Source organism: Rhizobium sp. JAB6 (assembly GCF_003024605.1).
Taxonomy (GTDB): domain Bacteria; phylum Pseudomonadota; class Alphaproteobacteria; order Rhizobiales; family Rhizobiaceae; genus Rhizobium.
This window is the reverse complement of the sequence record NZ_PYJQ01000001.1, coordinates 510,631-522,748: the sequence shown is the minus strand read 5'-3', so window position 1 is coordinate 522,748 and position 12,118 is coordinate 510,631. Positions and strand designations below refer to the sequence as shown.

Genomic DNA, 12,118 nt, shown 5'->3' with positions numbered 1-12,118 from the left:
CTCAACACCGACCGACTGCCATAATGGAGACGTCAGCATGTCCGATCAGGTGAACAGATTCCTTGGCGACTCGCCAGGCAGAACGCTGGTGAAGCTCGTCATCGTGTCGCTCGTCGTCGGCTTCGTGATGAAATTCTTCGGCTGGCGGCCGCTCGATTTTCTCTATGGCGTCCGCCGCTTCCTGCTCGATCTCTGGCACACGGGCTTTGCGGCGCTCGGCGAATTCGGCGATTATGTGCTGCTCGGCGCATCCATCGTCATTCCCGTCTTCATCATCCTCCGCCTGTTCAATTACCGCAGCTGACATGATCTCCCAGACATTGACCCTAACGCGCCGCGATACGCTGCGCCTTGCCGCTCTTGCCCTTACCGCAACGGTTGCAAGCTGTGCCACACCGCCGACCCATGTCTCCAATATGCCGGCCAGCGACCAGACCGCCTCCGCTCTGCCGCTCGTGAATGCACTGCGCGCCAAGAACGGTCTGCCGCCCTTGAAGATCGACACGGCCGCCGGTGCCGCCGCCATCTATCAGGCGCGGCGCATGGCGGATGCCGGCAAGATGGAGCATCTGATCGGCATCGGCGACGATTTCGGCAAGCGCGTCAAGGCAAGCGGCGTCAAGCTGCCGGCGGCAGAAAACATTGCCGAGGGCCAGCGCGACGTCAGCGCCGCAGTGACGGCCTGGATCAACTCGCCGAAGCATTTGCACAACATGCTCGGCAAATATGATGGGCTTGGCGTCGCTCTGGCCTACAACCCCTCTTCCGGTGGCAGGCCCTATTGGTCCATGGTGCTGTCCTCGAACTGAGGAGGCACAGCGCAGCATGGATGTCCAGCAAGGGAGCGGAAGGGTTCTGCCCTTCGACGTGACGCATCGGCTTGTGCTGTCGATCGCACTTCCGATGACGCTCGGCTTCATGACCACGCCGCTGCTGGGCCTCGTCGATACAGCTGTCGTCGGACGCATGGGTCAGCCGGACGCGCTGGCGGGGCTTGCGATCGGCGCAGTGTTGTTCGACCTCCTCTTTGCCAGCTTCAACTTCCTGCGCGCCTCGACCACGGGCCTGACAGCCCAGGCCTATGGCCGTCACGATCGGCACGAGCAACAGGCCGTGTTCTGGCGGGCGCTGATATCGGCGCTCGGCTGCGGCATTGTGATCGTCGTCCTTTCGCCGCTGCTGCTCTGGATCGGCATCAAGCTGATGGGACCGCAGGGCGGCATTGCCGATGCGACGCGCACCTATTTCTCCATCCGCATGCTTTCGGGACCGGCGGCACTTGCCAATTACGCCTTGCTTGGCTTCGTGCTCGGCCGCGGCCAGGGCCGCATCGGACTCTTGCTGCAGACGGTCATCAACGGCGTCAATATCGTGCTCGCCATCCTGCTTGGCCTTTATCTTGGCTGGGGCGTCGCCGGCGTTGCCTGGGGCACGCTGATCGGCGAAGCGAGCGGCATGCTGCTGGGGCTTTTCATCGTGCTGCGCAGCTTTGCCGGCGAGGAGCGGCCGGCGCGTGCGGAACTGCTTTCCCGCGCCAAACTTACCCAGCTCTTCGCGCTGAACCGCGATATCCTCATCCGCACTTTCGTGCTGATCGCCGCCTTTACGCTGATGACGCGCATCGGCAACAGTTTCGGCGGCGTTATGCTGGCCGCCAACGCGGTGCTGATGAACTTCTTTTTGCTGTCAGGCTATTATCTCGACGGGCTGGCAAACGCCGCGGAGCAGATCACCGGCCGCTCGATCGGCGCCAACTATCGGCCGGCCTTCGAGCGCGGGTTGAAGCTGACGGGGCTCTGGTCCTTCGGACTGGCGCTTGCCGCTGCCATCTTCTTCTTTACGGTGGGGCCGGCCTTGATCCGCCTGCTGACAACCTCGGAGGAGGTCCGGGCCACGGCCGGAACCTATCTGCCCTGGGCTGCGATCACCGGCTTGACCGGCGCGCTCGCCTTCCTGATGGATGGGGTGTTCATCGGCGCCACATGGTCGCGCGAGATGCGCAACAAGATGCTGCTCTCTTTCGGCGGCTATCTCATAGCGCTTGGCGTCTTCGTGCCGACGCTCGGCAATCATGGGCTCTGGATGGCCATGAATGCCTTCCTGCTGTTTCGCGGCATCTTCCTGGCAATGGGCCTGAAGAAGCGGGCGGATCAGACGTTCCGGTTCGCCCAGTAATCCAGTCTGGCATCGCGCAGGTCGCGGATCGAACCGGCGCGCTCGCGGTCGAGCAGCTTGGAGAAGTCCGAGACGATGCGGGCCGGCAAACCAGGCCCTTCATAAACCATGCAGGAATAGAGCTGGACGAGATCGGCGCCGGCCTTGATCTTCTCCAGCGCCGTTTCGGCCGACGACACGCCGCCAACGCCGATGATCGGCAGAGCGGCACCCACGCGGCGGCGCATCTTGGCGAGCACCGTCGTCGATTTTTCAAAGACCGGCTTGCCGGAAAGGCCTCCCGCCTCCTTGGCCTGGCGCTGATCCTTCAAGCCGTCACGCGACAGCGTGGTGTTGGCGACGATCAGGCCATCGAGCGCATGCGACAGCGCTTCGGCAGCAATATCGTCCATGCCTTCCTCAGTCAGATCCGGAGCGATCTTGAGAAAGACTGGGGTGCGCTTGCCGGCCTTGGCCGCTTCTTCGTCGCGGGCGGCAAGCACGGCTGACAGCAGGGCCGACAGGCTTTCCCGTGCCTGCAGATCGCGCAGGCCGGGCGTGTTGGGCGAGGAGATATTGGCCGTGAAATACCGCGCCACGGAATAGAAGCGGCGGATGCCGGCGACATAATCGCCGATCCGGTCGGCGCTATCCTTGTTGGCCCCGATGTTGACACCGATGATGCCGTTGCTGCGTATGGCCTTCAGCCGTTGGAATGCAGCCTCATGGCCCTCATTGTTGAAGCCGAGGCGGTTGATGACGCCTTCATCCTCGACAAGACGGAAGATACGCGGACGCGGATTGCCAGGCTGCGCCTTCGGCGTGACCGTACCGATCTCGGTAAAGCCGAAACCCAATTTGAGCAGCGCCTCCGGCACTTCGGCGTTCTTGTCGTAACCGGCAGCCATGCCGATCGGATTGGCAAATTCGAGGCCCGCCACGGTCTGGCGCAGCCGGGGATCGGCGCTGACGCGGCAGGCCGGGATGAGGCCCGATTTCAGCGCCGCTATCGACATGCCATGCGCGATTTCCGGATCGAACAGGAACAGGCCGCGCCGGCCGAGATCGCGAAAGGCGCCGATCATTCTGGCATCTCCGGAAAGAGGTGAGCCCCATCGTCGCCGATCGGCAGCGGCTTTTCCCAGAGCACGGCGGAAAGCGGCAGCGGCGCATAGAGATGCGGGAAGAGGTCGCCGCCGCGCGAGGGTTCGAACACCAGCTTGTCGCCGAGGACGTCGCCATCGATCGCGACCAGCAGCAGCCCGGTCTGCCCCCCGAAATAAAGCTCGGCGGTTTTCCTCGCCTGTTTCGCGGTGGAGAGATGTATGTAGCCGTCGGTCAAATCGATCGCCGCGCCATGAAAAACACCGGTTTGTCTGGCTTGCTGCCAGAGCGTATCCGGCACGATCTTGTAAACCACTGGCATGGCAGTCATCATCTCCATGTAAAGCTATCCTGATAGGGCTTTGCACGAAAACATCAGCCAATGTCCACGGTTTCCGTGATGGATTTGGGGTTTAACGCAGAAAATCCGGAGGATGACATGATGAAGGAATTGAAAATCGGCCTTGCGGCAATGCTTCTGCCCGCTGCTTTTCTGCTCACCACCCCGGCGTTTGCGGCGGAGCCGGATACGACGCGCTTCCAGCTGGAGCGCAGCGGAGATCATTTCATCCGGCTCGACAAGCAGACGGGCGCCATGTCCATCTGCCAGGATCAGAGCGGCAATCTCGTCTGCCGCATGGCCGCCGACGAACGCAGCGCCTATGACGATGAGCTGGACCGGCTTTCCGATCGCGTGACGAAGCTCGAAAAGACCGTTGCTGCAAATAAAAGATCGAGCCTGCCCGATGACGCCGAGATAGATCGCACGCTCGGGATCATGCAGAAATTCATGCGCGGCTTCATGGGGATGGCGAAGGAATTCCAGAACGAGCAGCCGGACGTGAAGCCGCAGCCGCAGAAGACCTGAGGCCGGCAAAGGACGGCCGCGAAAGCACGGGGATAAAGGACCCTATTCCCATGCCGGTCTTTACTCGCCAAAATGGCTCGGTTAACGTTTTCTAAAGAGCAGTGCGCCAGGCGAGCCGGCGCGGATACCGAGCGGCGATGCTATCACACGAAGAGATATGGGGTGCGATCGACCGGCTTGCCGAGCGGCATGCCTTGACCCCTTCGGGCCTTGCCCGTCGCGCGGGTCTCGACGCCACCTCCTTCAACAAATCGAAGCGGCTGAGCCAGGACGGACGCCTGCGCTGGCCATCGACGGAGTCGATCGCCAAGGTCCTGGATGCGACCGGAGCAAGCCTGGAACAATTCCTGAGCTTCATCCGCCCGGCCGAGCCCCTGGCAGCTGCACTCGTGAAGGGAATCCTGCCCCCCGGCAACTCCATCCCCCTGATCGGCTTCGCCCAGGCGGGCGCCGGCGGCTTCTTCGACGATGGTGGCTTTCCCGCCGGCCAGGGCTGGGACATGGTGGAGTTTCCCGTTGCGGCCGCCCAGCGGACCGGCGTCTATGCGCTTGAAGTGCAGGGCGAGAGCATGTTGCCGCTTTATCGCGACGGCGATATTCTGATCGTCGAACCGGGAGCCCAGATCAGAAAGAACGACCGTGTCGTCGTGAAGACCCGAGAGGGTGAGGTCATGGCCAAGGTCCTGCTGCGGCAGAGCGCCAAGTCTATAGACCTCTTGTCGCTCAACCCGGAACACCCCAACCGCAGCTTCGATCTTGCGGATGTGGAATGGATTGCCCGGATCATATGGGCCAGCCAATAGGAAAGTATTCTCGTTATGCGTCGTGATATTTGGCTCGCAGGTGTGGCAGGGGCGGTCGTGGGTTCTTGGTTGACCCTGGTCGCGGTTCAGTTCGCCGGAGATGGCTTCAATCTACATGGCCGCGGCGACACGACGGCAGAAAGCAAACCCGTCCCTACTGCGCAGAGCGACGCCGCCAAGGCCGACATCACGCCGCCAAAGCCTATTGAGGCACCCAAGCCAACCGAAACCACGAAACAAAGCGACGCGAATCCGGGTCCGCCGCAATCCGAAGGCCAGCCGATTGCGCAGGCCGCCGGCTCGGCCACGCAGGCAACGAAGGATAAGGCAGCGATCCTGGCTGTAGCCTCCCCTTCGACAAGCAGCTCGGACAGCAGTCCCGAACTGTCCGCCGCTGCCATGGCAGCGGCTGCCGCGGCAAGCACCGGCGAGGAGACGAAGGCCGAGGAAAATAAGGCGGCGGGGCCGGTGACGCAACAGGACAACAAGCTTCCAACCGATCCCGCGCGCTCGAACGATATGTCGGCGAAACCGGAGGAAGCACCGGCATCGCAGCCGGCGGCTGATGCGGTTAACGGCAAGGACACTGCCGCCCCTGCGCCGCAGCCAAGTGAGGCGACGCCGGACAAGGCCATCGCTTCATCGGAAACGGCATCTTCCGGCGAGGCCACGGCAGACCTTGCCCCGGACAACCGGATACCGGCCGACCAGATCGACAGGGAGACGGCGGCAGCCGAACATCGAACCTTATCGCCGGTGTCGCCGCAGCAGCAGGCTGAGTCCAAGCCTCAGTCTGAACCTCAGCCTCAATCCGAACAGGCTGCACTGGATCCTGCATCCAAGCCGCGGGAGCAGACGACGACGATCGAACTCGTCCGTCCCTTCTCCGATCAGGCCGGTATTTTGACCATCGGCGGCAGAAGCGTGCAGCTCACCGGGATCATTCCGACCGATGTAGACCGGATGTGCACCGGCCCGAGCGGAAAGGACTGGCCCTGCGGCCAGGCCGCACGCACGGCATTCCGCATGTATCTGCGCGGACGTTCCATCGACTGCGATGTGGCCGATGCCAGCTGGAAGGGCACGGCCAAGGGCGCTTGCCGCTATGTCCGTGTCGATCTCAGCGCCTGGCTGGTCCGCTTCGGCTGGGCCGATCCCGAGCCCGGTTCGCCGCTCGCGGCTCTCGTGGACGAGGCCAAAGAAAAGAAGCGCGGCATGTATGGCGACGACCCGCGCAAGAGCGGAAAATCGACGCTCGCACCGGCTCCGGCCAAGGAAGATCCCCTCAACCCCATCTGACACCTTGCTTCCGCCACTCCAGCGACCGCGCGCCATCCGCTGAGATCGCTGCAGCACTTTTAATCTGCTGCAATTTTATCCTAAATCGATTCCGATTTAAGGAATTATGCAGTAGCTTTTGTCATGAGATGCGCGACTTTTCAGTCTGCCAAATTCAAAGGACTACGCCTGTCATGAACAAGCCGCTTTCTGCTCACGAGGCCCTGATCTACGTCATGGTGCTGGCCTCGGCCGTTGACCGCACGATGAACGACCGGGAACTCAGCCGGATCGGAGAGCTCATTCACGCCCTGCCGGTTTTCAGAGGGTTCGACGACGAAAAGCTGATTTCCGTCTCCCGCGATTGCGCCAAACTTCTTTCGGGCAGCGAGGGATTGGACATCGTGCTCGAAACCGTGCGCGATACGCTTCCCGCCCGCCTGTACGACACGGCCTATGCGCTCGCCGTCGAAGTTGCTTCCGCCGACCTGTCGGTCAAGGCCGAGGAGCTGCGCCTGCTCAGCCTGCTCCGCGACCGCCTTGGGCTCGACAAGCTGACCTGCGCCGCCATCGAGCGTAGCGCGATCGCCCGCTATCGCAAAGCCTGAAGCATTTTCCCGCCTTACGCATCGGGACGGAACACCGCTGCGCGGTTTCCTGAAATCGCTGAATCAGTAAAGCCCGTAAGGAAAATAGCGCAGATAGATTTCCTGCAGCCTGCCATCCCGTGACAGGGTGGCAAGCGCATGATTGATTGCCGCCGTCAGATCGGCATCCTGCTGGCGCAGCATGATGGTCATGCCTTCGCCGAGAAACTGCTGCGACATATAGGGACCGTCAACAAGGGCGCAGCATTTTTCCGCCGCCTGAGAAGAGACCCAGAAGGAAAGCTGCAGGCCATCGGCAAACGCCGCATCGACCTTTCCGTCCTTCACGGCAGCCAGCAATGCATCCTTGTCGTCGAAGGGTACCGGCCTGATCGCCGGGAAGAAGGCCGCCAGCATCGCCTCGTGCACCGTTCCCTTAACGACACCGACCGGATGTCCCGAGAGCGAAGCGGCGGTCGTGCCGCCGATCGATGCCTTGAGATTGCGCGCGAAGCGGGCCGGCAGCATCAGGAAGGGTCGTGAAAAGGCGAAGGTCTTGCGCAGTTCGGGAGTGACCGCAACGCCGGCAATGATGGCATCGCCTTGCGAAGCGGCAAGTGCGCCCTGCAATTCACCGAAGGGCAAAGCCTGAATCTGGCATTTGTCCGATATTGCCAGCTCATCGCAGATCTTGCGCGCCAGCTCGACATGAAAGCCGGTGAGTTTGCCGTTCTGATCGAGGAAATTGAAGGGCGGAAAGTCGATCGATGTCAGGAAGCGCAGTCTGACAAGCGAGGACAGATCCGGCTTCGGCAGGCGCTCGCGTGCATCGAACAGGATCGGCAGGCTTTGCGGCTTCGTCTCCTGAGCGGCAAGCGGCACGGTGCAGCATATGGCGATCATGGCCGCAAGCGCCAGGTGCCGGGCGACTGACATGATCGGCGAAAGGCAAACACGCATGGTCTGGATCCGGCCTCCGGTCGTGGATGCACATTTCTGATTCACGAATCCGATGTAGCAGAGACACGCCGCAGGGGGAATATCGCGCGGTTTAATGACGGCCGAAGCGGCTGCCGGATGAGTGGCGCTCACGCCCTTTACTTTTTGGCCATAACGAGCCGTTCAATCTTTCCCGATCGGTTGTCGTCCGCTTCTCCGCGCCGTTTCAGCAGTCTTGCCGGAGCGCCGACATAGATGCCGTAAGGCTCGGTCCTGCCCTTTACGACGGCGTTGGCGCCGATGACGCATCCCCGGGCGATATGGGAGCCGCCGAGGATCTTGGCGCCTGCTCCTATCCAGACATCGTCTTCGATGACGATCGGCTTCTTCGTCACCCCCTGCAGGCGGATCGGCTGCGAGATATCATCGAAATTGTGATCGAAGGAGACAATCATCGCGTGAGCGGCGATGCGCACATCATTGCCGATCACAATGCCGCCGCGACCGAGCAGAATGCTATAATCATTGAAGGAGACATGGTTGCCGATTTCGATGCTGCCTTCTTGCGCATCGATGATGACACCCTTACGGAAATGCACTCTTTCCCCGATGCGAACATCGCCTCGCTTCCAGATGATCCTGGTGCCGAAAGGTACTTTCGTGCTGCGGCCGATCTCCAGCGCGCCGCTTCGAAAGAGGGCTTTCAACCTGTAAAACCATGCAATGCCGCGCATTTCGACGCTCCTGACGAGGAGCGTCCGTTTTTACATGCTTGTCTGACGCCCGCCTGAATGGGCTACAGATGGCGATGCGGCAGCGTAGCCGCAAGTGTTGTCCTTGCATTGCCGACATGCGGCTCACGTGCGCGCGGCAAGGCCTGTGATCAACGCGATTACGCCGAAACCCGCCGCTCCTGCACAGACGGCAACCCAGCCGCCGAAATTCCAAGCCGTGCCGGCAAGCGCCGATCCCAGCGCGCCGCCCAGAAAGAAGATACCGACGAAGAGACCGTTGATGCGCCCGCGCGCCTCCGGCTTCAGGAGATTGACGGCACGGCGACCCAAGGTTTGATCGCCGGTAACGCCGACATCGAGCAGTATGGCGCTGACGCCCAGGAGGATCAGGAGGGCCACGGAGTCGCCCGACCGTATTCCACCGACCCACGCGGCCAGCGCCATGGCGGCAAGCACGATCAGATGCGAGGCCAATGTCGCCGCCCGTGTCCAGCCCCTGTCGCCCATGCGGCCGAAGACGGAAGTCGCGGCAGCGCCGCCCGCGCCCACGAGGGCAAACAGCGCAATGCCGGACTGGCCAAGCGAGAATGGCGGCTGCGCCAGGCGCAGGGCGACGGAAGTCCAGAATAGGCTGAAGCTTGCCATCATCAAGGCTGCCGTGAAGGCACGCAGCCGCAGCACCGGCTCCTGCCGCAGGAGCCCGAAGAGTGAACCGATCAAGGCCCCATAGCTCGCGCTTACCAGAGGGCGCCGCTCCGGCAGGCGCAGGGCAAGCACAGCGGCGAGCAGCGCAAGCGTCGCGGCACTCAGGGCATAGAAACTTCTCCAGCCCCAGAGGTCGGCAATCAGGCTCGCCAGCGGGCGCGAGACAAGAATGCCGACCATGACGCCGCTCATGACATTGCCGATCACCCGGCCGCGGTGTTCAGGCGGCGCCATCGCGGCGGCAATCGGGACGAGGATCTGGATGGCGGAACAGGACGCTCCCAAAAGGAAGAGGAAGATCAGCAGGCTCCAGCCGGTCGGCGCGAAGGCAGCGGCAACAGCCATGACCAGAGCCGAAAGGAGCATGCGCAGCACCAGCTGCCGATTCTCCATCAGATCCGCCAGTGGCACCAAAAAGAACAGGCCAGCGGCATAGCCGAGCAGCGAGGCCATGGCCACCAGCCCCGCGCCGCTTTCGGAAAAGCCGAGCGAAGGGCCGATGATGCCGACCAGCGTCTGCGGCGCGAAGAGATTGAGGATGATGACGCCCGTGGCGATGGCGAACAGCAAGGTCGAAGGAGCGGCTGTTGCCGCTGAAACCTCTTCCTCCGGCTCGCTCGCCGTACATTCCGTGACTTGCGACATGAACTCTCCAATAATTTCTGATAATAAAGATAGCCATGTTTATCGCCTTCTTGCATAATGCAGCAATTGAAATGAACTGATAATGATTATGCGAGTTCGGCATGAACATTCATGATCTGGAAGCCTTCGTCGCGGTGGTGGAGACCGGTTCGATCGTCGCCGCCTCCACGCGCATCAATCTGACCCAGCCAGGCATCACCCGGCGCATCCAGAACCTGGAAGACAGTCTCGGCATCGCCCTGCTCGACCGGCAGTCCAAGCCCTTGCGGCCGACGGCGGCAGGACGCGAGGCCTATGAGCATGGCCGACGGGTGTTGCGGTCGCTCGACGATCTCAAGGCCGGCGTTTCGCCAGGCGGCACGATCGGTGGCGAATTCCGTCTCGGGATCATGCCTTATCTTTCCGAGGCGGCCCTATCCGCTCCGCTCGATGAATTGCGCAGCCGGTTTCCGCAATTGACGCTGCGCATCGTTACCGGCTGGTCGCCACAATTGATCGAGCAGGTCGCTCACAGCCAGCTCGATGCGGCAACAGTCTGTCTGACGGAGGGACTGCAGCCGCCAGACAATGTCGTCGGCGAGATGCTCGGAGTCCATGCCGTCATTCTCGTCGCGGCGCCTTCGCTCGGCGTTCCCAAGCAACCGAGACTGGAAGATCTCTCCCGCTTCCCGTGGATCATGAACCAGAGCGGCTGCGGCTTCCGTGCCTTCATTCAGCATCGCTTCGAAGCCGAGCGCTTGCCCTTCGATGTGGGGGTGGAGGCCATGAGCGCCGATCTGCGCATGTCGCTCGTTGCGCGCGGGCTCGGCATCGGTGTCTTGACGCCGGCGGCACTGGCGGACAGCCGCTGGCGCGATTTGGTCGAAATCGTCGAGGCACCGGATTTCAACCCGAAGGTCGTCAACTGGCTGGTGCATCGCCCGCCGGCCGGGCGATTGGCGCGGCCGATTGCGACCTTTGGAAATGCGCTAAAGGAAACGCTGAAATCGAAGAGACCGCTTCTGGCGTGAAGATTTTGGAGCGGGTGAAGGGAATCGAACCCTCGTATTCAGCTTGGGAAGCTGCTGCTCTACCATTGAGCTACACCCGCCTGACACCTTGAGATGTCCAACAGTTGGCGGCCTCTGTCAAGGCCGCCAAATGGTCGATCACAGCCGGAAGTGCTTCGAGAGCTTCAAGCCCTGTGCCTGATAGTTCGAGCCGAGGCCGGAGCCATAGAGGCTGCTCGGCTGTTCCAGCATGTGTTCATAGATCAGGCGGCCGACGATCTGGCCGTCCTCGAGGATGAAGGGCACTTCGTGGCTGCGCACTTCCAGCACTGCGCGGCTGCCGCGGCCGCCGGCCGGCGCGTGGCCGAAGCCGGGATCGAAGAAGCCGGCATAGTGGACACGGAATTCGCCGACCAGCGGATCGAACGGCGTCATCTCGGCTGCAAAATGCGGGGGAACATGCACCGCTTCGCGTGAGACGAGGATGTAGAACTCATCCGGATCGAGGATCAGCTCGGTGCGGCCCCGGCTATAGAGCGGCTCCCAGAAATCGAAGATATCATGCTGGGCCTTCTTGTCGACATCGACGACAGCCGTGTGGTGCTTGCCGCGATAGCCGATCAGCCCTTCCTTGTCGCCGGCCAGATCGATCGACAGCGCGATGCCGCCGCCGGTAATGTTCGGCTTCTTGCTGGCGACCAGCGTCTCGGTCTCGTGCAGCGCCAGCAGCTCCGGCTCGGTGAGCAGAGCCTGGCCGACGCGGAAGCGGATCTGCGACAGGCGCGAACCGCGGCGCACGACGATCGGGAAGGTGCGCGGGCTGATTTCGAGATAAAGCGGGCCGGAATAGCCGGCCGGGATCTTGTCGAACTCCTGCGCGCGATCGGTGATGACGCGGGTGAAGATGTCTAGACGGCCGGTCGAGCTCTTCGGGTTGGCGGAGGCCGACATGTCTTCCGGCAGGTCGAGACGCTCCATCAACGGCACGATGTAGACGCAGCCCGTTTCGAGTACCGCGCCTTCGGAGAGATCGACCACATGCAGCTTCAGCCGGTCGAGCTTGTCGGCGACCAGATGCGACGGGCCGGGCATGAAACTGGCGCGGACCCGGAAGGCATGCGAGCCGAGCCTGAGATCGAGACTTGCCGGCTGGATCTGATCGACGTCCAGTTCTTTCTCGCTCGTCAGCCGCCCCGTTTCGAAGAGCGCTGCAATGGCCCGATCGGCCAGAATTCCAGTATTGCGAGCCATCATGCTTCTCTCATAATTTGCCGCAGACAAAACCAAACTCAGGGAATTGACGCAAGCCGTC

General features: G+C 62.1%; 14 protein-coding genes and 1 tRNA gene. 8 read left to right on the top strand and 7 right to left on the bottom strand.

The window, feature by feature from the left end; all coding sequences use genetic code 11:
• Positions 1-37 precede the first annotated feature (37 nt).
• The 3 genes from C7U61_RS02605 to C7U61_RS02595 are packed head-to-tail and all read left to right on the top strand — an operon-like array spanning position 38 to position 2,175.
• A complete protein-coding gene (locus C7U61_RS02605) occupies positions 38-304 on the top strand; it encodes a DUF6460 domain-containing protein (protein WP_106996556.1) in 267 nt (88 codons plus the stop codon).
• Position 305: 1 nt separating this feature from the next.
• Entirely contained in the window at positions 306-809 is a 504-nt protein-coding gene (locus C7U61_RS02600; RefSeq protein ID WP_106996555.1) for a CAP domain-containing protein, read from the top strand.
• Positions 810-825: 16 nt separating this feature from the next.
• A complete protein-coding gene (locus C7U61_RS02595; protein ID WP_106996554.1) occupies positions 826-2,175 on the top strand; it encodes an MATE family efflux transporter in 1,350 nt (449 codons plus the stop codon).
• Here C7U61_RS02595 and C7U61_RS02590 read toward each other — a convergent pair.
• On the bottom strand, positions 2,151-3,239 hold the full coding sequence (locus C7U61_RS02590; RefSeq protein WP_106996553.1) for a quinone-dependent dihydroorotate dehydrogenase: 1,089 nt from the start codon (positions 3,237-3,239) through the stop codon (positions 2,151-2,153). The genes C7U61_RS02595 and C7U61_RS02590 overlap by 25 nt on opposite strands.
• On the bottom strand, positions 3,236-3,592 hold the full coding sequence (locus C7U61_RS02585) for a DUF952 domain-containing protein (protein ID WP_106996917.1): 357 nt from the start codon (positions 3,590-3,592) through the stop codon (positions 3,236-3,238). Before C7U61_RS02585 ends, C7U61_RS02590 begins: the two co-directional genes overlap by 4 nt.
• A 108-nt stretch (positions 3,593-3,700) precedes the next feature.
• Between C7U61_RS02585 and C7U61_RS02580 the strand changes: the two genes are divergently transcribed.
• The 4 genes from C7U61_RS02580 (at position 3,701) to C7U61_RS02565 (ending at position 6,815) form a co-directional block, all read left to right on the top strand.
• Positions 3,701-4,126, top strand: a complete 426-nt coding sequence (locus tag C7U61_RS02580; protein ID WP_181315783.1) for a hypothetical protein — start codon at positions 3,701-3,703, stop codon at positions 4,124-4,126.
• A 137-nt stretch (positions 4,127-4,263) separates the two neighbouring features.
• Positions 4,264-4,929, top strand: coding sequence for a helix-turn-helix transcriptional regulator (locus C7U61_RS02575; protein ID WP_106996552.1), 666 nt, complete (start codon positions 4,264-4,266; stop codon positions 4,927-4,929).
• Positions 4,930-4,986: 57 nt separating this feature from the next.
• Positions 4,987-6,228 (top strand): thermonuclease family protein, encoded by a 1,242-nt coding sequence (locus C7U61_RS02570; RefSeq protein WP_245410723.1) that lies wholly within the window; start codon positions 4,987-4,989, stop codon positions 6,226-6,228.
• A 173-nt stretch (positions 6,229-6,401) separates the two neighbouring features.
• A complete protein-coding gene (locus tag C7U61_RS02565; RefSeq protein ID WP_106996550.1) occupies positions 6,402-6,815 on the top strand; it encodes a tellurite resistance TerB family protein in 414 nt (137 codons plus the stop codon).
• 63 nt (positions 6,816-6,878) lie between these two features.
• Here C7U61_RS02565 and C7U61_RS02560 read toward each other — a convergent pair whose 3' ends face one another.
• The 3 genes from C7U61_RS02560 to C7U61_RS02550 form a co-directional block, all read right to left on the bottom strand.
• Positions 6,879-7,697: a transporter substrate-binding domain-containing protein gene (locus tag C7U61_RS02560; RefSeq protein WP_245410732.1), complete on the bottom strand. Its 819-nt coding sequence runs from the start codon at positions 7,695-7,697 to the stop codon at positions 6,879-6,881.
• Between the two features lie 194 nt (positions 7,698-7,891).
• Entirely contained in the window at positions 7,892-8,467 is a 576-nt protein-coding gene (locus tag C7U61_RS02555; RefSeq protein WP_106996548.1) for an acyltransferase, read from the bottom strand.
• A 123-nt stretch (positions 8,468-8,590) separates the two neighbouring features.
• On the bottom strand, positions 8,591-9,817 hold the full coding sequence (locus C7U61_RS02550) for an MFS transporter (RefSeq protein WP_106996547.1): 1,227 nt from the start codon (positions 9,815-9,817) through the stop codon (positions 8,591-8,593).
• A gap of 101 nt (positions 9,818-9,918) precedes the next feature.
• Between C7U61_RS02550 and C7U61_RS02545 the strand changes: the two genes are divergently transcribed.
• Entirely contained in the window at positions 9,919-10,827 is a 909-nt protein-coding gene (locus tag C7U61_RS02545; RefSeq protein WP_106996546.1) for a LysR family transcriptional regulator, read from the top strand.
• Between the two features lie 6 nt (positions 10,828-10,833).
• Here the strand turns inward: C7U61_RS02545 and C7U61_RS02540 are convergent.
• Positions 10,834-10,907, bottom strand: a tRNA-Gly gene (locus tag C7U61_RS02540).
• A gap of 58 nt (positions 10,908-10,965) precedes the next feature.
• Positions 10,966-12,060: a 2'-deoxycytidine 5'-triphosphate deaminase gene (locus tag C7U61_RS02535; protein ID WP_162703233.1), complete on the bottom strand. Its 1,095-nt coding sequence runs from the start codon at positions 12,058-12,060 to the stop codon at positions 10,966-10,968.
• Between the last annotated feature and the right edge of the window lie 58 nt (positions 12,061-12,118).

Coding starts and splice junctions, on each gene's coding strand:
- C7U61_RS02605 (WP_106996556.1), top strand. CDS start 38: ATGTCCGATCAGGTGAACAGATTCCTTGGCGACTCGCCAGGCAGAACG.
- C7U61_RS02600 (WP_106996555.1), top strand. CDS start 306: ATGATCTCCCAGACATTGACCCTAACGCGCCGCGATACGCTGCGCCTT.
- C7U61_RS02595 (WP_106996554.1), top strand. CDS start 826: ATGGATGTCCAGCAAGGGAGCGGAAGGGTTCTGCCCTTCGACGTGACG.
- C7U61_RS02590 (WP_106996553.1), bottom strand. CDS start 3,239: ATGATCGGCGCCTTTCGCGATCTCGGCCGGCGCGGCCTGTTCCTGTTC.
- C7U61_RS02585 (WP_106996917.1), bottom strand. CDS start 3,592: ATGATGACTGCCATGCCAGTGGTTTACAAGATCGTGCCGGATACGCTC.
- C7U61_RS02580 (WP_181315783.1), top strand. CDS start 3,701: ATGAAGGAATTGAAAATCGGCCTTGCGGCAATGCTTCTGCCCGCTGCT.
- C7U61_RS02575 (WP_106996552.1), top strand. CDS start 4,264: ATGCTATCACACGAAGAGATATGGGGTGCGATCGACCGGCTTGCCGAG.
- C7U61_RS02565 (WP_106996550.1), top strand. CDS start 6,402: ATGAACAAGCCGCTTTCTGCTCACGAGGCCCTGATCTACGTCATGGTG.
- C7U61_RS02560 (WP_245410732.1), bottom strand. CDS start 7,697: ATGATCGCCATATGCTGCACCGTGCCGCTTGCCGCTCAGGAGACGAAG.
- C7U61_RS02555 (WP_106996548.1), bottom strand. CDS start 8,467: ATGCGCGGCATTGCATGGTTTTACAGGTTGAAAGCCCTCTTTCGAAGC.
- C7U61_RS02550 (WP_106996547.1), bottom strand. CDS start 9,817: ATGTCGCAAGTCACGGAATGTACGGCGAGCGAGCCGGAGGAAGAGGTT.
- C7U61_RS02545 (WP_106996546.1), top strand. CDS start 9,919: ATGAACATTCATGATCTGGAAGCCTTCGTCGCGGTGGTGGAGACCGGT.
- C7U61_RS02535 (WP_162703233.1), bottom strand. CDS start 12,060: ATGATGGCTCGCAATACTGGAATTCTGGCCGATCGGGCCATTGCAGCG.